At 58.1% G+C, this 19,156-nt stretch carries 20 protein-coding genes and 2 tRNA genes; 11 read left to right on the top strand and 11 right to left on the bottom strand.

From position 1 onward, the window contains the following. Positions 1-253: 253 nt before the first annotated feature. The 5 genes from J0663_RS18075 to J0663_RS18055 form a co-directional block, all read right to left on the bottom strand. Entirely contained in the window at positions 254-1,534 is a 1,281-nt protein-coding gene (locus tag J0663_RS18075; protein ID WP_207241767.1) for an OmpP1/FadL family transporter, read from the bottom strand. A gap of 395 nt (positions 1,535-1,929) precedes the next feature. Then, positions 1,930-4,773, bottom strand: coding sequence for a valine--tRNA ligase (locus J0663_RS18070; protein ID WP_207241766.1), 2,844 nt, complete (start codon positions 4,771-4,773; stop codon positions 1,930-1,932). A 117-nt stretch (positions 4,774-4,890) separates the two neighbouring features. Continuing rightward, positions 4,891-5,754: a PopZ family protein gene (locus J0663_RS18065; protein WP_207241765.1), complete on the bottom strand. Its 864-nt coding sequence runs from the start codon at positions 5,752-5,754 to the stop codon at positions 4,891-4,893. 264 nt (positions 5,755-6,018) lie between these two features. Then, positions 6,019-6,681 carry a protein-L-isoaspartate O-methyltransferase family protein gene (locus tag J0663_RS18060; RefSeq protein ID WP_207241764.1) on the bottom strand — a complete coding sequence of 221 codons (663 nt, stop codon included), beginning with the start codon at positions 6,679-6,681 and terminating at the stop codon, positions 6,019-6,021. A gap of 472 nt (positions 6,682-7,153) precedes the next feature. Then, positions 7,154-7,227: transfer RNA gene (locus tag J0663_RS18055), tRNA-Cys, on the bottom strand. A 270-nt stretch (positions 7,228-7,497) separates the two neighbouring features. Here J0663_RS18055 and J0663_RS18050 point away from each other — a divergent pair. Next, the gene (locus J0663_RS18050) at positions 7,498-7,761 is read left to right on the top strand and encodes a hypothetical protein (RefSeq protein ID WP_207241763.1); all 264 of its coding nucleotides are present in this window, start codon (positions 7,498-7,500) and stop codon (positions 7,759-7,761) included. Positions 7,762-7,871: 110 nt separating this feature from the next. Beyond that, positions 7,872-8,210, top strand: a complete 339-nt coding sequence (locus J0663_RS18045; protein WP_207241762.1) for a KTSC domain-containing protein — start codon at positions 7,872-7,874, stop codon at positions 8,208-8,210. A gap of 53 nt (positions 8,211-8,263) precedes the next feature. Here the strand turns inward: J0663_RS18045 and J0663_RS18040 are convergent, their stop codons facing one another. Beyond that, a complete protein-coding gene (locus tag J0663_RS18040; protein WP_207241761.1) occupies positions 8,264-8,548 on the bottom strand; it encodes a hypothetical protein in 285 nt (94 codons plus the stop codon). 99 nt (positions 8,549-8,647) lie between these two features. Further along, entirely contained in the window at positions 8,648-8,965 is a 318-nt protein-coding gene (locus J0663_RS18035; protein WP_207241760.1) for a PGPGW domain-containing protein, read from the bottom strand. A gap of 117 nt (positions 8,966-9,082) precedes the next feature. Between J0663_RS18035 and J0663_RS18030 the strand changes: the two genes are divergently transcribed. The 4 genes from J0663_RS18030 (at position 9,083) to J0663_RS18015 (ending at position 12,023) form a co-directional block, all read left to right on the top strand. Then, positions 9,083-9,157, top strand: a tRNA-Asn gene (locus J0663_RS18030). A gap of 58 nt (positions 9,158-9,215) precedes the next feature. Next, positions 9,216-9,971, top strand: a complete 756-nt coding sequence (locus J0663_RS18025; RefSeq protein ID WP_207241759.1) for a site-specific integrase — start codon at positions 9,216-9,218, stop codon at positions 9,969-9,971. Positions 9,972-10,017: 46 nt separating this feature from the next. Then, entirely contained in the window at positions 10,018-10,683 is a 666-nt protein-coding gene (locus J0663_RS18020; RefSeq protein WP_207241758.1) for a hypothetical protein, read from the top strand. Positions 10,684-11,366: 683 nt separating this feature from the next. After that, the gene (locus tag J0663_RS18015; protein ID WP_207241757.1) at positions 11,367-12,023 is read left to right on the top strand and encodes a recombinase family protein; all 657 of its coding nucleotides are present in this window, start codon (positions 11,367-11,369) and stop codon (positions 12,021-12,023) included. A gap of 48 nt (positions 12,024-12,071) precedes the next feature. Here J0663_RS18015 and J0663_RS18010 read toward each other — a convergent pair whose 3' ends face one another. Further along, positions 12,072-13,178 (bottom strand): FRG domain-containing protein, encoded by a 1,107-nt coding sequence (locus tag J0663_RS18010; RefSeq protein ID WP_207241756.1) that lies wholly within the window; start codon positions 13,176-13,178, stop codon positions 12,072-12,074. A gap of 548 nt (positions 13,179-13,726) precedes the next feature. Between J0663_RS18010 and J0663_RS18005 the strand changes: the two genes are divergently transcribed. Then, a complete protein-coding gene (locus J0663_RS18005) occupies positions 13,727-14,407 on the top strand; it encodes a hypothetical protein (RefSeq protein WP_207241755.1) in 681 nt (226 codons plus the stop codon). Between the two features lie 722 nt (positions 14,408-15,129). Here J0663_RS18005 and J0663_RS18000 read toward each other — a convergent pair. Beyond that, positions 15,130-15,630, bottom strand: a complete 501-nt coding sequence (locus J0663_RS18000) for a hypothetical protein (RefSeq protein WP_207241754.1) — start codon at positions 15,628-15,630, stop codon at positions 15,130-15,132. A gap of 95 nt (positions 15,631-15,725) precedes the next feature. Here J0663_RS18000 and J0663_RS17995 point away from each other — a divergent pair, with 95 nt between their 5' ends. Further along, positions 15,726-16,127 carry a Rap1a/Tai family immunity protein gene (locus J0663_RS17995; protein WP_207241753.1) on the top strand — a complete coding sequence of 134 codons (402 nt, stop codon included), beginning with the start codon at positions 15,726-15,728 and terminating at the stop codon, positions 16,125-16,127. A 294-nt stretch (positions 16,128-16,421) separates the two neighbouring features. Here J0663_RS17995 and J0663_RS31290 read toward each other — a convergent pair whose 3' ends face one another. Continuing rightward, on the bottom strand, positions 16,422-16,601 hold the full coding sequence (locus J0663_RS31290; RefSeq protein ID WP_246590307.1) for a hypothetical protein: 180 nt from the start codon (positions 16,599-16,601) through the stop codon (positions 16,422-16,424). 211 nt (positions 16,602-16,812) lie between these two features. Beyond that, complete coding sequence (locus J0663_RS31625) at positions 16,813-17,121, bottom strand: oxidoreductase (RefSeq protein ID WP_207241752.1); 309 nt, start codon at positions 17,119-17,121, stop codon at positions 16,813-16,815. A 274-nt stretch (positions 17,122-17,395) separates the two neighbouring features. Here J0663_RS31625 and J0663_RS17985 point away from each other — a divergent pair, with 274 nt between their 5' ends. The 3 genes from J0663_RS17985 to J0663_RS17975 all read left to right on the top strand — a co-directional run bounded on the left by J0663_RS17985 (position 17,396) and on the right by J0663_RS17975 (position 19,004). After that, a complete protein-coding gene (locus tag J0663_RS17985; RefSeq protein ID WP_246590306.1) occupies positions 17,396-17,605 on the top strand; it encodes a hypothetical protein in 210 nt (69 codons plus the stop codon). Continuing rightward, positions 17,602-17,871, top strand: coding sequence for a hypothetical protein (locus tag J0663_RS17980; RefSeq protein WP_207241751.1), 270 nt, complete (start codon positions 17,602-17,604; stop codon positions 17,869-17,871). The genes J0663_RS17985 and J0663_RS17980 overlap by 4 nt, the downstream gene beginning before the upstream one ends. Before the next feature lie 212 nt (positions 17,872-18,083). Continuing rightward, positions 18,084-19,004: a hypothetical protein gene (locus J0663_RS17975; protein WP_207241750.1), complete on the top strand. Its 921-nt coding sequence runs from the start codon at positions 18,084-18,086 to the stop codon at positions 19,002-19,004. Positions 19,005-19,156 lie beyond the last annotated feature (152 nt).

Raw genomic sequence — 19,156 nt, 5'->3', positions numbered from 1 at the left:
TGTTGCCGGAAAAAATTCACCCATGCTACTATTTACACGCACCCTAAGCCTGCCATCTGCTCGTCTGCCAATAGCGCTGCGCCCTCTTTGTGGCGGGAAATAGACAAACTCGCCCCGCCGCCACCATACGCCAACCGTCGTAAAAAACTGTTGCTGAATCGTCACAAAACGGCGTCAGGAAATGACATGATTAACGGGCGCGAACAAAGAAGAGCCCGGCAATACCGGGCTCTTCAATTCTTCAAATCGCGAATTAGAACTTGATCTTTAGACTTGTCGACAGTGCAGCGACCAAATCATTGCCAAAGGAATAGGAGACATCATCGCCAAAGGTGACGCCATCCTGGGTCACAACGCCAGACGAACCGCTCGTCAACACACCCACGGCGCCGGCTACGCGCCATTCGATATGTTCGGTCGGGGTATAAGCTGCACCGAGACCCAGCGTCCAGCTATCGGTCTGCGCACCATATCCCTGGCTGGTGCCGCGGTCCCATGTCAGGCTGACTGCACCTGCCCATTGATCGTTGAACTTGTGGCCGACACCACCGGTAATCGTCCAGCCGTCACGATAAAGAAGGTCGAGCGAAGTCAGCTCCGTCGCACCGCCGGATCTGCAGGCGACCAGACCCTTCGTCGACGTCGGGCAGAAAGATACAGACTGGAGGATACTCCAGTTCGTCCACTTAACTGAGCCGAAGGCGAGCCAATCCGGAGCGATACCGCTCTGCACTTTCAGCTCCAGTGAATCCGGCGCTTCGGCAGAGCCGAAAACGTCCGTGACCCTGCCGTAAGGTGCGCCATTCAGCGGTGCAATTGGCGCGGTTACCTGCGTCAGGTCCACCGTGCCGGTCAGATTGTCGTATTTGACGCGGCTGTTATAGACGAGGCTCGCACGCATCGCATATTCCGGAATCTCGTAGGCGAGACCGGCGCGCCAGCCCCAGCCACTATCCTCGAGATCAAGGCGGCCGATGCCACTGCCGGTACCGATCAGGATCGGAACTGTAGAAACCAGACGTTCCTTGAAGCCTTCAACTTCCTGATAGAAAGCGCCGCCAATGAAGCGCAGCTGCCCCGGGCCGACATCAAAACGATAGGAGCAGGTGCCGCCGTAGTTGCGGGTCTTGATCTCCGTCTCGATATTGTTGTTGGCGCCGGCCCAGTTCAAGCCGGGATTGGAATGCCCACCGAAGGGCTCGGAATAGTCGACAAGGCAGTCGATTGTATCGGCGAAACCAGCCTTGAAGCCAATATAAGGGATGGTGTAATTCGCGGTCTCGTCGGCACTGTGTGCACGGGTGTTCAGATTGCCGCCCCCAGGCGCTGCCGAAGTATCCGTGTCACGAACGTCCTTCAGCCTTCTCTGCGGTGTGACATAGGTCACACCTGACTGAAACGAGAAAGGCGACGTATCGAACAGTTGATCGATATTGTATCCGCCGCGCTCCAGGCCACCGGCAAAGGACGGCGAGGCCAGTGACGAAAGAAGAATGAGCGACGTTACGCTCTTGGAAAACATACGCGATGCCATTGTGTCTCCCCCACTCCAGCAATTCATGTGGCGACACAGTGTAAGTGTTCGCCAGAAATGGCAACGCGCCCCACGGCGACGCTCCCGATCATTGCAATGGCTAATTTACGTAAAGAAATTGACGGACACGTCAAAAAATCTGGTTAATAAAATTCTATTCCACTGCCGGCACCATTTCGGTGCTGTTTTAGGGCGTTCATTCCAAACATCGTGAAAGCTGTATCAAACCGACAACAGTCCGAGTTTTCGCCCGCGACATGCTCGAACAGCCACAATCCACAGGCCTGAGGCCTGAACTCGACCGCTTCAAGACCGAATCGCGTACGTCTCAGCAGAAAAAGGACGCGCCCCGCGAGGGGGGCGTCCTTGAAATGTCTTATCAAAGCGGCTTCTGCTTACCCGGCTTCGCTGACCCGAGAGAGGGCCGTCCTCAAGCTTGCGATCTGCCCCTCCAGCTCCTCAAGGCGCTCGCGCTCGGCCTCGACCACCTCGGGATTGGCGTTGGCGACGAACTTTTCGTTGGAGAGCTTGCCGTTGATGCGGGCGATTTCTCCTTCCATCTTGGCAATCGCCTTTTCGAGGCGGGCTTTTTCGGCGGAAAGGTCGATCAGATTGCCGAGCGGAAGGCAGATGGTGGCCTCGGCGACGACGATCTGCGCCGCCCCCTTCGGCGCATCGTCTGCCAGCGATATCGCCTCGACGCGAGCGAGCCGCTTGATCGCAGCATCGTGGCGGAACAGCCGTTCGCGCGTCAGATTGTTGGCCTTCACGACGACGAGCGGGGCTGTCGCCGACGGCGGTACGTTCATCTCGGCCCGGACCGAACGGATGCCGGAAACGAGGTCGATCAACCAGTTGATCTCGTCGGCGGCGCCGTCATCGGCATAGGACGGCGACGGCCATTCGGCATGGCAGACCAGCGTGTCGCGCTCCCTGCCCTCGCCTGCGGTATGCGCCCAGAGCTCTTCTGTCATGAAGGGCATGAAGGGATGCAGCAGCTTATAGATCTCTTCGAGAATATAGGCGCTGCAAGACTGGGCTTCGGCTTTTGCACCCTCGTCCTCACCGTTGAAGACCGGCTTCAGGAGCTCGAGATACCAGTCGCAGACTTCGTTCCAGACGAAGCGATAAAGTGCGCCGGCGGCATCGTTGAAGCGGAAGGCTTCGAGCGCTTCCGTAACGTCACGTTCCGTACGGGCAAGTTCCGTGAGGATCCAGCGGTTGATAGTGAGCTCGGCGGCCTCCGGCACGAAATGCGGGTCGCTCTTTGCCCCGTTCATCTCGGCAAAGCGAGTAGCGTTCCAGAGCTTGGTGCCGAAATTGCGGTAGCCGGCAATGCGGGCCGGATCGAGCTTCACGTCACGGCCTTGCGCCGCCATGATTGCCAGGGTGAACCGCAGCGCATCGGCACCGTATTCGTCGATCAGTTCCAGGGGGTCGATGACGTTGCCCTTCGACTTCGACATCTTCTGCCCGTTCTTGTCGCGCACCAGCGCATGGACATAAACCGTCTGGAACGGTTCGACGGGTTCGCCATCATCGTCCTTCATGAAATGCAGGCCCATCATCATCATGCGGGCGACCCAGAAGAAGATGATGTCGAAGCCGGTGACGAGCACGTTGGTCGGGTAATAACGCGCAAGCTCCGGCGTCTTCTCCGGCCAGCCAAGAGTCGAGAAGGGCCAAAGCGCCGAGGAGAACCATGTGTCGAGCACATCCTCGTCCCGCGTCAGGATCTCACCCGGCTTGAAGTTTTCGAGCAGGTCCTCGACATAGGCCTTCATCGGCCCCTCATGCGAGAGGTAATGCTGGATCGCCGCCTGCAGCGCCTCTTCTTCGGTCTTTTCGACGAAAACCTGGCCGTCCGGCCCATACCAGGCGGGGATCTGATGTCCCCACCAGAGCTGGCGGGAGACGCACCAAGGCTGGATATTTTCCATCCATTCGTAATAGGTCTTGTCCCAGCTCTTCGGCACCATCCTGGTGCGCCCTTCGCGGACCGAGGCGATCGCCGGTTCGGCGAGCGTCTTGGCATCGACATACCACTGTTCAGTCAGCCGCGGCTCGATCGGCACGCCGCCACGGTCGCCGTGCGGGACCATGTGCTTATGCGGTTCGATTTTGTCGAGGAGGCCCGCCTCTTCGAAAATCTCGACGATGACCTTGCGTGCATAAAACCGATCCTGCCCTTCCAGGCGATCCCAGGCGCCATGCAACGCGGCCGGATTATCGAGGCCTTCGAGGAAATCCTCATTGTCCTTGATGGCAATCGTGCCGTCGATATTCATGATGTTGATCGCGCGCAGACCGGCCCGCTTGCCGACGTCGAAGTCATTGAAGTCATGCGCAGGCGTGACCTTGACGGCACCGGTACCGGCGGTCGGATCGGCATAGTTGTCGGCAACGATCGGAATGCGGCGACCGACGATCGGCAGAATTACATGCTTGCCGATGATCGACTTGTAGCGCTCATCCTCGGCATTGACGGCAACACCTGTATCGCCGAGCATCGTTTCCGGACGGGTGGTGGCAACGACCAGATAGTCGCGCGTTTCCCATTCGGTCGGCTTGCCTTCCTCGTCGAAAGCGATCGGATACTGATAGGTTACACCCGGCTCCAGCGGATAACGGAGATGCCAGAGATTGCCCTTGATTTCATGCTGTTCGACTTCAAGGTCGGAGATCGCCGTCAAGAGTTTCGGATCCCAGTTGACGAGGCGCTTGTCCTTGTAGATCAGCCCTTCCTTGTAGAGCGTGACGAAGACTTCGAGAACCGCCTCCGACAGGCCTTCGTCCATGGTGAAGCGTTCACGCGACCAATCGCATGAAGCGCCGAGGCGCTTCAGCTGATTGAAGATCAATCCCCCCGATTCTGCCTTCCACTCCCAGATTTTGTCGATGAAGGCGTCACGGCCCATGTCGCGGCGGCCGGGCAGCTGCTGCTCCATCAGCTTGCGCTCGACGACCATCTGCGTGGCGATGCCGGCGTGATCCATGCCCGGCTGCCAGAGCACGTCCTTGCCGCGCATGCGCTCGAAGCGCACCAGGATGTCCTGCAGCGTATTGTTCAGCGCGTGCCCCATGTGCAGCGAGCCGGTGACATTCGGAGGCGGGATCACGATGGTGAAGGTCTCGGCCCCCGGCCTGGCGTTCGCGCCGGCGCGGAAGGCGTCCGCCTCATCCCATTTCGCGGCGATTTTTGGTTCGACGGCGGCGGAATCATAGGTCTTGTCAAGCATTTTCTGACCAATTTCGAGGTTCGAGGATCGGGGTTTGTAAATAGGATGGGCACAGCCAAGTCAATAAAAAAGCCGCCCCGGAGACCGGAGCGGCTTTTCCAAGAAAAAGCAATCCGATCAGCGGCGCGGGCCGCGTGCCACGCGCTCGATCTCTTCGCGCACAAGCCGCTCGACGAGCGTCGGCAGATTGTCATCAAGCCATTCGCGCAGCATCGGGCGCAGCATGTCCTCGGCGATCTCATCCAGCGAGCGGCGCTCGGCACCGTCGATCGCGGCGGCAAGCTCTTCGAAAGAGCGGCTGATCTGCAGCCCGGCATCCTCCGACAGGAGTGTCGACTGGACTTCGTCCACGACGCTAGGCAGGAAACGCTCGGTCGACGCGCGGGCGGGCTCAGAAACCGGCGGCGCAATTTCAGCGGCCTGCTCGGCGACTGGGGCCTGCGGTGTTTCGTCAAACGTCGGTTCGGCCGACTGCTGGACCGGAGCCGGGGAAACAGGTGCCGCGGCAGCGGCAAAAACAGGCTGTGCCGGCTGCGGCTGCGGGCTTACAGTGCGCGGCGGCTCCGGCATCACGGCCGGCTGCGGCTCTGGCTGGCGGAAGCCGCTCGGAATTTCGCGCAGGGCTTGACCGGCCTGCACGGCGCTGCGCTCGGAGGCGGCGCGCACTCGTGCGGCGACATCGGCAAGCGACAGCGCGCGGGGCGGCGCTTCTGTCTCAGGGGCGGTGCCGGCCGAGTTGGCAGCGACGAACCGCGGATCGGACGAGCGCATGGCCGGTTCGGGAAACTCCACGCCGGCATAGGTGTCATCCACCGTCAGATGAATTTCGGAGCCGTTTTCGTCCTCGTCGGCGCCGTAAACCGGCGGCAGGGATGCGGAAATTGCCTTGCCGGCGCCGGGTTCATTGCTTTCGATGATCTGGCGGATGGAGGCCAGAATCTCTTCCATGGACGGTTCACGCGCTACACCTGGCTGAGCCATATCTATCCCCGTTATCCCAAAACAACGACCGGATGGTGTGGAGCATTCATCCGAATCACCATGACCTTAGAATACCCCAGACGTGAAAAAAATCATCGCGAATCAAATGAATGCTGCCATGCACAGTTTTGTTACCCAATGCTTGCCGCTCGCAACCGAGACGACAGCGTCAGGATAAATGATGTTTGTGAAGGCTTTCCAAGAGCACCGACAAAAACGGGCGCCGATGGCGCCCGTTGCTCGAATTCACCGGGGAGAACAGCGTCAGAAAACGAATTCGCGTGCCTTCGCGAAACCGGGCAGCGGCTTGACCGAAGCATTGAAGAAGACATTCTCCGAAATGGCGCCGCGTTCGGCGACGAAGACTTTGGCGCGAGCGGCATTGCCATGACCTTCGACAGTGACCAGGCGGCCGCCGTCGCGCAATTGACCGAGAAGAGCGGCCGGAACCTCTTCGACTGCGCCGTTGACGAAAATCAGATCATAAGGAGCGCCGGCGGCGTAGCCCTTTTCGAGCGGACCTGTGACGACCTCGACCTTGCCGTAGCCGGAAAGTTTTGCCTTCGCTTCTGCGGCCAGCGCCTCGTCGCATTCGAGCGCGATGACCGAGCCGGCGATGATCGACAGCAGCGCCGATGTGTAACCCGTGCCGCAGCCGACTTCGAGCACGAAATCATCTTTGCCGATTGCTGCCAGCTGCAGCAATTTGGCGAGCGGCGAAGCCTCCATCAGGAAGCGGGCCGGCTTGCCGGGTGCGGCGGCCGATATCTCGACGTCGTTGTCGATATAGGCCAGCATCTTCGCCTTCTCCGGCACGAAATCCTCACGCGGCACCGTGAGAAAGGCCGTCAGCACGGAATGCGAGGTAACGTCCGTCGTGCGAATCTGATTGTCGACCATCTTTGCGCGCGCTGCTTCGAAATCCATTATGTCCTCTCGCTCTTGAAAAGCGGTTCCTGTCCCTCGTCTCTTAATCTCCGCCACCGACGCTTTCAAGGCTTGGCAACGGTCGGCGAAAAGAATCCGCCGGACGCCTCTTTCGCGCCACAGGACGGCCAGGCGCTGCACCTCAGGCGTGGAATGCCCCCCTCCATGTTAGGATTTGCAGTGGAGGAAATGGGAGGAGCAGGCCATGTCTGCGATTTTCGAATATTTCACGCTGTTCGATTTCTTTATCCTCGCAGCGCTCATCGGCATCTTATGCTGCGGGCTGCTGGACGGCAAAGCGACCTGAGAAGATCGATCGCGAAGCGCGCTCCGGCGTAGCCCGCATGAAGCCCGCCGCAATCCGACGTGACCGACGAGGCGTCGAGTAGGTTATTCCATGGAGTAACACAGACCGAGCACCGCGTCGGAAAATTAGCGCGGTTTCGCAACTCTTTAGCAGAGGTGGGGAAGTTGGAGGCCTCGCCCGGAATTGAACCGGGGTACAAGGATTTGCAGTCCTCTGCGTCACCACTCCGCCACGAGGCCTCACCTGTGACCGACATCGGAAATGTCGTGTGGTGGCCGCGATTTAGACCAGCTCTAGAATGAGCGCAAGACCTTTCATCCTGAATATGGTCCTTTTTTCATCTCAATAAGCGGTTGCGAAAAGTTCTGCGTAACCGGCTCTACGCGCAGATGACGATGGGGATGGATAACTAATATCAATAAAAGTTCAGCCCTTTTGTTATCCAACCCAAAAAGTTAGGATTGCAATGTGAACCGATTTGGATAATCCCCGATTTCTGGGGATAAATCATGCACGACGAGACATTCGGCGGGACCGCCAAAGACATCTTCCTTTCACTGCTTGCCGCGCTCAAACGGATCTCGATGATCTATTTGAACGGAGGCAAAGAAGACGAATGGGGCTATGCCCTGGTTACTGAACCTGTCACTGACATCAACACGAAGATGCCGATCACGGGCCACGTGATGCGTAAGGTCGTCGAGGGCAAGTTTGTTCACCGCCAGATGACTGAGGAAGAGTGCGACGATTTCGACACCGGCAGATCCTGGTGAATTTCTGTTCTGCGGACGTCCAGGAGCCGCCGGCAGCATTGACCAATTCTCAACTTGACTTCGAGCACCTGGCCGCCATCTTACCGCCGTGGGAGGGTATAGGAGCTGCGATGGAATGGGCTGCCCTCAAGTCAAGGCAAGGACGTGCGGCATATGATGCCGAAACCCGGGATCTCTACGTAAAGTTCGCCGGTTCCGCACCGGTGAGGCATGCGAACATTCCGCCGCATGTCTATCAGAACCTCCTCGAAACCAACGATCCCCACTTCTATTACACGTACTATATCGCGCCATCGCGCGTCTCATCGGCCCGTCGGCAGCCTGCCTCGATCGTATCTCACGGCCTGAAGCTCGTTCTGCTGCTTGCCGCCTGCAGCCTGTTAATGGCAACCGACCTCGATCGGGACCATGGCAGGATTTTCGAGGAAAGCGAACTGAGATCGAAATAGCCGCATTCACCCGGATAGATGCGGGCTCGAGCCGGACAACGGGCACGGCGTGATCAGGCAAGGGTGCTGACCGTCTCAAGCGCGGTCCTGTTCTGCGAGCGGTAGCGGCGCTCGTCCCGGCCACGGTCGTTGTCGCCGTCACGTTCGTTGCGGCCGTTAAAATTGCGATAGTTGCGAGGCCCGTTATAGCCGCCTGGCCCTTGATCGATCACGCAGCCTTCGGGACGGCGGCAGTTGCCGCTGGCGTCAAAACCACGGCTGTCGACGGCTTGGGCCTCGGCGGACGTGCCTGATAGAATCGCCGTGACGGACAGGACAGCCATGAAAAATATCTTCATCTCCTCACCCGGACCAACGCCGCTCGGTTCACGCTCGATAAACCACGAATGCGAAAAGCGATCCACTGTTCCAACAGGAGCGTCTTCGGACAACCGCCATCACTCGGCAGGCGTTCGCCGCCTGTGCCACCAGACTGCCAGCCGACGCCGAAGCCTGCGCGCTATGGAGAGGTCATGCGAGAGCACCAGGAGGCCGAGCGGCAGCATCCAGAAACCCAGGATCGGCAGGAAGCCCAGCACCCCGCAGACAATGAGGGCCATGCCGATTGCCATCCTGGCGATGCGTGAGCGCGGCATGCCAATGCTGAAGGAGCCGAGCATGAGCCTGTGGCTTGCGTGATCGATACCGAAGCGCCCTGCCCGCTCCCTGCGCTTCTCGATGCCGCTCGTCTCTTGGAGATCATTGCTATTTGTCATTTCCCTGAGATGGGCACAGACCATCCAAATACAAGTTCATTTCATTTTTTTGAAAAAACCGCTTGGCAAATCGGGCAAGCATTTGTATTAGCCCACTCACACCGCGCCAAGCAGTGATCCCTGGTAGCTCAGCGGTAGAGCATTCGACTGTTAATCGACAGGTCGCCGGTTCGAATCCGGCCCGGGGAGCCATTTTCTCACAAGACTACCCGCCCTTAAGAGAGAGCATGGCCGTGCAGTGCGCGACTTCATGCTGACCGAGAAAAAGCGTAAGCCCGAAAGCGTAGAGCGCTACCTGAACACGGTTCGAGCAATCATCAATATGGCGATCAAGGAATTTGACCTTGAATGCGGTAATCCGTTCATGGGCCTTGAGGTCAAAAAGGACCCTACGGCCACCAAGAAGAGCAAGCGGGACCCTCTCCCAGCGGAAGTCCTACGCAAGGTCACCGAGCGTATCCATGGTCACGCTGGTGAAGAGGTTCAGATAATTTGGGACCTGCTGGCAGGTACAGGATGCCGACCCCAAGAGGTGACGGGCCTGCGGGCAGAAGACGTCCGAGTCGATTCACCGATACCCCATATCCGCATTGAATGGCACGACCACCGTCGGGTTAAGGACGAGATCACGCAAAGATGGGTACCCTTGGTTGGCAAGGCGCTGGATGCCGCGAAGACGGCATTGAAACTGACGAAGACGTCGAAGCGGCATTGGGACACCGCAGCGCATATGCTTTTTCCAACTTATGGCAGAGATGGAGGCGCGGGTGCGGTCTCCGCCGCCATCATGTCGAAGCATATGCGGCTGATCACGACGAACCCTAAGCATGTTCTCTATTCGCTCCGGCACAATGCCAAGGACAACCTGAGGAAGGCCGGGGTCGCTCTGGAAGTTCAGAACATGATCCTTGGGCATACCAACGGCGGCGTGGGTGAAGGCTACGGTGGAGATGAAGCCGTACTTCAGGTGACCAGTGCTGCCATGGCAAAGGCTTTCGGCGGCTGACGTTCGCCAGCAATACCGACACAGACAATCAAGATGAAAGGAGAATATGGCTTACACCAAACGAACTGGCATGACCGAAGAGGAATTTCGCGAACACAAGCGAGCCCTTCAGCAGAAGTCTTATCGCAAAAGGCAGGAAGCAGCGGGCAAGGCACCCCGGAAGACCTACGCCACTGAAGCGGAACGCAAGGCTGCCGCCGCTGCTGCACAGGGAAGATACTACAACCGCAAAAAACACGACGAAGAATGGCGAGACAACCTCAATGCCTGCTACCGTCAGCGATATCGTGCGAAAGCCGGTCCTGCGAAACCCCGGTTGACCGAGGAACAGCGGAGGGCACGGCAGAAAGCTTACAGGGTAAGCTATGTAAGGCCCGAGCCCACAGCAGCGCAGCGGGCAAAGTGGTCGGAGAGAGCCCAGGCTCGGTGGGCAGAGTACTACGCCAACCAGACCCAAGAGCAACGAGGGGCCCGCCTAGCAGCCAAGGCGCTCTATAGGGAGACCGAGGTCCGACCTAAGGTCCGGGAAATTGTCGAGCACATCAAGTACGATTTCGCGAAGGCCGCCTCAGATGCCTCAAGGCAGGACGTCGCCGATGAATGGGCGGACACAGCATTGAGTTGTTGGCTCACAGCAAAGGCGTTGTGGTACTTCGACGTCGCCAAGCTAATGGCGCAATACGGTTATGAGGACCTGCAGAACTCGCTATAAAAAACGCCGAAAATATCTGAGCCCCCATTATTGAGAAAGGCAAGGGTGAGCATCCCCCAGGGTACCCCCTCTTTCGTTGGAAGTGGCTGGGAATCTAGAGGTCACCCTCCTCATAGGGCTGCGTCTTTGGATCGTAGATATAAACGCCCGCCATGATATCCCGATAATGGTCCATTATCTTCCGTTCTCCTTCAGTCGCTGGGCGACCCGCCAACTTATCTTCCCAAGCTTTGAGGAGCTCGGCAGCCTGCTCTGGCGATAGCGTCACTGGACGAACCCCTGTTCCGCCATGCATGCCTTAAACGTGCTGCTCGATGCTATCGCGCCAGCAATCCAGTACCTACCCGACATCGCCTGAGTTTCACCCGCTCGGCCATTGCAAATTGCTTTGGCCCTTTCGAAACGGCTGTCTTTGCTTGTGGGCCGAACCTCGCGCCACTGCTCCGACGTTGTCACGTTGTTGCATCCGACAAGCCCCAAGCCGAGTGTGGCTACGAACATGAAACGCATTTTCTCTCTCCGGTTGGGCGCAGAATGCTGGAAGTTTGAGATGCGGGCAAGAGATCGGACGAGGCGGGAGCTGCCCAGGCATTAATGGCGGCTTTTACAAGCACAACGAACGTTGACATTAGACAAGTCTGTCTGTAGAGCCCTTTTACAGGCACAACGGGACATGCAAGACAATGCTGCAGTACGTACGGTACACTCGGGTTTCAACGGCAGGGCAAGGCCACAGCGGTCTGGGGCTGGAAGCTCAGGACCTCGACATTGACGTCTACCTCAAGAACTACAGCGACGTGCCTTGCGAGGTCATCGGCAGCTTTCAGGACATCGAGAGCGGCACTAACGACGACCGCCCCGAGCTTCAGAAGGCACTGGACCTCTGCCGGAAGACTGGAGCCGTGCTGCTGGTCGCAAAGCTGGACAGGCTAAGCCGCAAGGTGGCCCGCATCGCGACCCTGATGGAGGACAAGCGGGTGAAGTTTGCCGTCGCGAACCTCCCGAGGGCGGACAAGGCCATGCTCCATATGTACGCGGTCATGGCAGAGATGGAGCGCGACTTCATTTCCGCCCGTACCAAAGCAGCGCTGGCAGTGGCGAAGTCCCGAGGGTCTCAGCTTGGCGGCTTGCGGGACAAGACGATGAAGCGCAACGAGGCAATTCAAGAAAAAGCTGCGGGAGAAGCCCGAAAGCTGATGGCGACCATAGGACCCATGAGAGACGGCGGGGCGACCTTGATGCAGATTGCGGCTGCACTGAACGAGAACGGCGTGAAGACGTCTCGGGGTGGAAGCTGGACGGCGACACAGGTGTCCAGGGTAATCGAAAGAAGCCGTTGAGATCGTGTGCCAGCCATTGGACGTGTTGGCAGGTGTTAGACGATCCCGTCAACCAAAGAGCCGCATACGAAGCTCTTCACATGCGCCGTCGAAGCCGGGGAACAGCGAACCAGCTGTGATGCCCATGAGACGCAGCTCTCGAAGAACCGTTTCGCGTTGATCGTACGGAAGGTCAAAAGCAACAAGATAGGATCGGCCCTTCTCCACCTCCCGCAACCTTATGTACGACTCAATATCGTCCACGTTGGTTATGCTCGATAGCGCCTGCTGCGGAATGGCCCTCTCGTTTTCGATTGCGTACGCTTCGAGTATCGAAAAATGGGGTCGGGTAAAGTGCACCCGTTGCAACTGATTAAAGTCCAAACCCCACTGTTTGCGATCAAACATCAGTATTCGGACATGGTCCTTGCCGCGAGACGGCGGGGGGCGCTCCGGTCGAAATGCGAAATAAGCCGCAACGAACGGCGAATGTGTCCAATCGAGCAGCGGTGTCGGATAGCCATGATGTTGCGCCAAGTTCCAGAAGGCACCATTCTGAAGTGGATCGCCAAGATTGAAGAGGTGCTTAGCTCTGGGGGTCAGCATGCGGTGAAGCGTTGGGATGTCCTCGCTCACATAGCGAATCAGGTCCTTCCTTCGGGTGCGATGGAAGGCGGTGCGCAACCGAAAGGGACGTGTCTGCCCGCGAAACATGAAACGTCCCGGTTCTAGGCTGACCGCGAACCGCTTGAAATTTTCCCACGTATTGGTTGAGCGATGCGCCTTGTAGTCGGAGGCTTTCCCCGCTTTGCTGACGGGCAAGCTCGCGGTTCCCTGGGTGCCGGCTGGTGTTGACCACTGAATATTCAGAACGCGCTGCTTGAAAGTGAGCTTGAGTTTAGCCGTGTTCGGGATGGTCGCGCCCGGAAACAGTTCCCGCACCTGATCCAGGGGTATTATCTCATTAGTGTACGGGTGAAGTGCTTGGAGCTGAACATCCAAATGTTGGACCGACTTACGATCCGGTATGTCGATCCGCGCGAGAAACCCCGGGAGAGTCGGATCGTCGTCAAATACATAAGCGTGGCCGGCGACGTGGTCCGAATGATCGTCAAGATCAATCAGCGCTGTTCCTTTATTCGTGCCGTTGAAAGACCCTAGCCACTGACCGTCCACCGATGCCCCCCTATTTGAACCTAGAGATGCTGGGCGATTCTGATTACAGCTTCAAGTCCAATGCGGTGTGGAAGCAAATGATGTTTCGATTTGGCCGGCTGACCTTGAGAGGTCATACAGCATGCCGGTCATGAATGAGGCCCCCACTAGGATGATAAAACATATTGGCGCGTCTGGCGAAATGAGGCCTCCACTAGCACTACCGAGGTGGACCGAAGGTTTCGGTGCATGCTGCCGGTGAATAAGTACCCCCCTAGTATCACCGTGGTCCCTTGCATGTCGGAAGTCCGAATTACCCACTTAGATGCATAACGCAGCATATCATCCGAATGCCACACGCGAGCGACCGCCTGTTAGACCTGCCGCCTCTCAGGTTGGATGGGTTGGGCGCTGTCGTGTGTCATTCCATGCCCCGAATCTTTGAGACTTCGTGTCTCGGGATCGGTCCCATCGGGACATGAGTATCATCTGATCTCAAGGCCACGTTTCGCCACCGTAGAACGCTTCAGACAACCAGAAAGGAAATCGAATGGGGAAGGCTTCGGCGCTTGTTCCGCAATAGCCAAATCGCCACCAACGACCACCCTGAGCTAATCGTCAGACACATTGAAGTTGCTCGTACCGACCGTGACGCCGACGCCTACACATTCCTGACGGATGACCTTTCGTACAGTTCGCGCTGCCGTGGACATGATTGGCGAGCTAGCCCCGGCACCGAAGTCACCAATGGTGCCACCGGGGAGATTACCAGGGTTCCACCGCCAGCCTTTTACAGAGGTGGCGACATTACCCTCTCCCAGCTTGCCGAGCGGCTTGGAATGGGACCGAGGAAAACAAGAGCCACTCTAGCAAGCCTTGGAATCCTCCATGAAGAGCTAGAAGCCAAGATGGTCCCGATGGTCTCCGATCCGATGCAGAAGCGTCCCGAGTACTCAAGCAGGCTTAGGCTGTCCGAGTGGGCTGTCAAAATGCGCTATGGTCGCCGTGTGGTGACAGGGGTGGGCTACGATCTCGATTGGATCACTCCGGCGGGGCTTGCCTACATCGATGGGATGCTGAGCACCGACGCGACTGCGCAGACCGCACCGAAGAAAGAACCGAAGGCCATAGAGGTCATAGGCCGTCTACTCTCTGCTGATCCGACGTTGCGGCAGGTGGATATAATTCGATTGACGGGGCTCTCAAAGATGACGGTGCACCGTAACCTCCGCCTTCTTGGCAAAAGGTAACATCGACCGTCCTTCCGGTATATACACACTATCGTGGACCATGGTGGCCCCCTTCAGGAAGCCCACCCTGACGGCTACGCAACCACAGAAAACCCGTATCGAAGGTCAAGCCTATCAAACCGGTCCTGCCTCAATAAATCCACAAAACACCTCCCAACAATTCCGAAGGTGTGGGGACCCCCTCATAGAGGGACCCCATCCAAGGTAGACCTTAAAGTCGGCCAAAGATGCAGAGGCATCACCGACATCCATTTCTCGGTAGAGCCTCTGACACTTTGGTCTGACTGAACGTGAAGGGCTTCGCCCGTTCCAATTAGGGGCGGTCTCCTCCCGGTGACAACCTGAAGGGTGGCGCTGTCCAACTGAAGCCCAACTCGAAAGAGTGTCCCTTCAGTCACCAGCGTCCCACCATTACCAACACAAACGACACCAGCAAGGGCTCGGAGCAATCCGGGCCTTCTTCTATTTCAGAAAGGAAAGACCATGTGGTCAAATAAACGCAGCGGGAAGCCTGCAACAACCCGCCGCACACAGCCTAACTGGCTTGTCGAGTGCATCAAAGCCGGCATCCCCTACGCCCAACTTCCGCCCCCACCCGCGCCCGATGCGACTCATAAAGAAAAATCCCAGTACACCTGGGCCCTTCGTAAGGCATGGACGCAGAAGACGGGGCGAACCATAGAGCGCCTCACACCACCCGGGTACAACGATCGGCTAGTCCGCTAAAACGCCCTTCCAGCGCAGAACTTCGACTTCATGTAATCGGCCGCTGCCTGCGAGCTGGCGATAGGAACGAATAGCTGGCGGGCGCCGATGAACGGCTCGACGCATCCTTCCGACTCATTCGTTATCGCACATTCGCCTGAAAAAACCGGCCTCGTGAACATACCCATCGAGTTCTCAAGACCAGTGAATTTGCTGAAGTCGTAGGTAATGTCCGACCGTATTTTAGGATCGTGATCGACATCAGACACTTGCATCCGGAAGAAGCAATGTTTCGGCTGGGTGACTGTCAAAGTAATCGTCATGGACTTGCCGGTATCAAGGTGAAGCTTGAGCGGATTGTCCGAAAGCTTTCTCACGATCCCCTGTTGCTTACTGTCGCCCATCGTGCCGCCGTCTCTGAACCCGAACGTGAGAAACGCTGCCGTTTCCTCAGCGGATTGTGCGAACGCCGTTCCTGAGACCATAAGTCCAGCGGCAACGAATACTGCAAGCTTCATGGGAAATCCGTGTGTTGGCGCTATTTGAATGATTGCCAGAATCGCCAGCCGATTGGAAGATGGCGCGAGGACACAGGTCGCTTTTGGGAGAAGCAATGAAACGGGGCACGGTCGTTATTGGTGCATTCTTGATCTCGGCAAGCTCCGCGCACGCCGCTTTCTTTGATGGCAATTTTATGCATCGGGGATGCACTATAAATGATAGCAGCGTCACAGGGTATGTCATGGGCTACGTCGATAAATGGTGGAACGACGCCTATTGGGTCGAGAAAGTTCTTCCTGACACGCCAGACCATCCCCTCGATGCCGACCTGAAGCAGAAAAAGTCGGTCATGAACATGGGTATCAAGCGTAGCTTCTGTATCCCTAAAGGCGCTACTTCCGGTCAGATCAAGGACGTGTTCTGTAAATACCTGAACGATAATCCGGCCGATCGCGCAAAGGACAGCGACGTAATCCTTGGCGATGCGCTTGATGCGGCATTCCCATGTCTCTAGGCTGTCGAGGAGGATCTTCTGTGAAGACGGGGGTACTAAATTCTAGCCACCTCGGGTACTAATCGAACGCTATCGAAGTAATTGCATCTCTCCTAAGCATTTGATTCATAAGCACTGAATGGCCTTCTCTAGGCGGTTGGAGTTTGGATTGTCTCTCCGGCCCGGGGAGCCATTTTTCAAGATACCTCTTTATTGCTGAACGGGCCGGTGCGGAGCGTCTCCCACTCGATGCAGCATGACAGCGCCTCGACTTCCGCAGTCTGGCTCTTTGCATCACCAAAAAGACGCTTGGCTTTAATAGCTGCACGAACGGCCTTCGTTGGGGCGGAAACCATCGGCACAGGCCCGGTTCATCGAATCTCCGGGCTCGTACCCGGATGCCGAGCCATATGAATTCGGCGGGGTCGAGCAAGCTGAACCAATGACGGCAAGGCTGATCGCCCCGGCTGCTATCAATGCTCGAAATCTGTTCATCGATGCTCCTCATGTTCAAACCACGGTGATCGGGATGCCAGGAAACCTCTCCCTCCAGAGCATCTTGCGTCAAAACATATATGTGGTTCCTTCATCGAGCGTCAGAGCCGAACGCAAAAGATTTCCCGATCGTCCGCAGCACCTCGACGCGCCACCGTCCCCCAAGGCAGATGTCCGCTTTCAGGGGCAGGTAGACGACGCGAGGATGCCATTACTGGCAGGCGTTTGCCGCATCGGGTAGCGTCGACGTATTGCCGGAGGTCGGCGCGGGGTTGCCGGTGCCGCCGGCCTGCTGGCGCTGGCAATCGTTTGGATCGCCGCCAGAGCCGCTAGCGCCACCCGCCCCGGCCCCGGTGGTCGTATTGGCGCCGGTCCCTTCGGGGGAACCGGTTGTATCCGTGCCGGACGTGGTGCCGCCGCCGCTGCCGGATCCCGAGCCGCTGCCGCCGCCGGTCTGCGCCATGACCGATGTGGCGAGGCCAATCGAGACCGCTGTTACTGCAATTAACCTCAGAAGCATTGTCATCTCCTTACTGGTTTCATTGCGGATAGGGAGCGAACGAGGGCCGCTTGAGATTGTTTCCGTTCGGAAGCGTACGGGCACTTCGGTTTTGGCCGACTGTTCACATGCTGGTCGCGCACCCGCCTTCACCGAATGCCCGCCAGGCAGATTTTTCGTTGGGTCGGCTCGCTCTTGACTTGCGCGCGCTCCATGGAACATAATAAGAACATCGGCGTTGGCGGCCGCCTATCTGAAAATTCGTGGCAGGAAGCTCTGAAAGGAGATCGAGGTCGTGCGTGCGCATTTAGCCGGCAAGCTGGCAGAAGAAGCGTTGAGAGGAGAAGTCGATGCAGTGGTCGCCTTCCACGATGGAGACGTGCGCGCCGCCATCACGACATTACTGCTGGATTGCCGTCACCTGCGACTTCAGCTCGCCCTTGCGGAACGAGCGCCGAGCCGCGGTGCGACATGCGGATTGCTGCTGGCCTCACGAAGGACATGAAACATCGTCGCAGCGTCGAGCTCGCACCCCCTCATGATTATGCCGTCGACATGAAAACGCAGACGCTGACGACATTGCCGCAGTGGTTCGTCATTCATGCCCGCTGTCGCGCATGCCGGCACCTGACAGCGCTCGAGCGGTGGAACATTTCCCGCCGCTGCGGCGCCGATCTCTCGCTCGCCCAACTGGCCAGACGCCTCACATGCAGAGCATGCGGCAACCGATCCGACAATCTGCTGTTGCTTGAGACGCTGCCGCGCGATTGAGCGGATCGCGCGGGCAACCGGCCAGGGTACCCCGGCAGTCCACTGCAAGCCGCCGGGAACAAACGTCGCGGTAAAAAGTTAAGCGACCTCAACCATGTAACGTCATTTATGACAGGAGGTCTCTCATGGGTCGCGGTATTCTACTTTGGCTGCTCGGCGTTCCACTGCCGATCATCATTCTTCTGGCTCTGTTCATGCGATAGGAACGGATCATGTCGGTTTCAATGACAGGTTCCGGAGAGGTTGCTACTCCGGTCGAATCCTCCAAATCCGCCATGACGTGGGGACCCATCTTCGGCGGCGCGGCTGCCGCCATCGGAGTCACCCTCATCCTTCTGCTTCTAGGCTCGGGGCTTGGGCTGACGATGGTGTCGCCCTGGTCAGGACAAAGCAGTTCGCTGGGCACGCTCGGCGTCACGGCGGCGATCTGGCTCGTGGTCGTGCAATGGCTCTCCTCCGCGCTCGGGGGCTATGTTACCGGCCGCCTGCGCACAAAATGGGCGGCCGTCCACACCGATGAGGTGTTCTTCCGCGACACCGCGCATGGTTTCATAAGTTGGGCTCTGGCGACGATCTTTGTCGCCGGTTTCCTTGCATCGTCGCTGACATCACTTGCCGGCGCCGGTGCGCAGGCGGTCGGATCGGCCGCGCAGGCCGTAGGTTCGACTGCCGCTGCCGCCGGTACCGCAGCAGCATCGTCGGCAACCTCGCCCCTGGATCTTTCGACCGCCTATTTTACCGACGCCTTGCTGCGTCCCGATCAGGCGCGTGCGGCGGCGACATCCAACGATGCCGCGGCCACATCGGAAGTCTCCCGCATCCTCCTCAATGGCGCCGCCGAAGGGCAGATTCCAGATGACGACAAGGCCTATCTTGCCACCATCGTCTCTGCGCGGACCGGTCTTTCCGAAGCCGATGCGCGCGCCCGCGTCGATACGGTGCTGAAGCGCATCGAGGACGCCAAAGTCGCCACCCAGAAAGCTGCCGACGAGGCACGCAAAACCGCCTCCACCACGGCCTTCCTTGGATCCTTGTCGCTTCTGGTCGGCGCCTTCATCGCCGCCGCGGCCGCGGCTCTGGGAGGATCGCAGCGCGACGAAGAGGAAGATCTCATCGTCACGTCCCGCCTCTAACTAAGCGGGGCGCGGTCTCAACGCCGCGCCCCCTTGTTTGAAGTCCTGGGCTTGGCAGTGAGCCCAGGCCGAACGCAAGCACGTCACGCCAAAAGCGCATCTGATAAATCGCGACACTCCTTGTGATGGAAACGGCAGCGATCTGCTCCATC

Source organism: Rhizobium lentis, from assembly GCF_017352135.1.
In the GTDB taxonomy this organism is placed as follows: Bacteria; Pseudomonadota; Alphaproteobacteria; order Rhizobiales; family Rhizobiaceae; genus Rhizobium; species Rhizobium lentis.
Note: the sequence above shows the minus strand (reverse complement) of the source record. Positions and strands in the feature narration are given on the sequence as shown.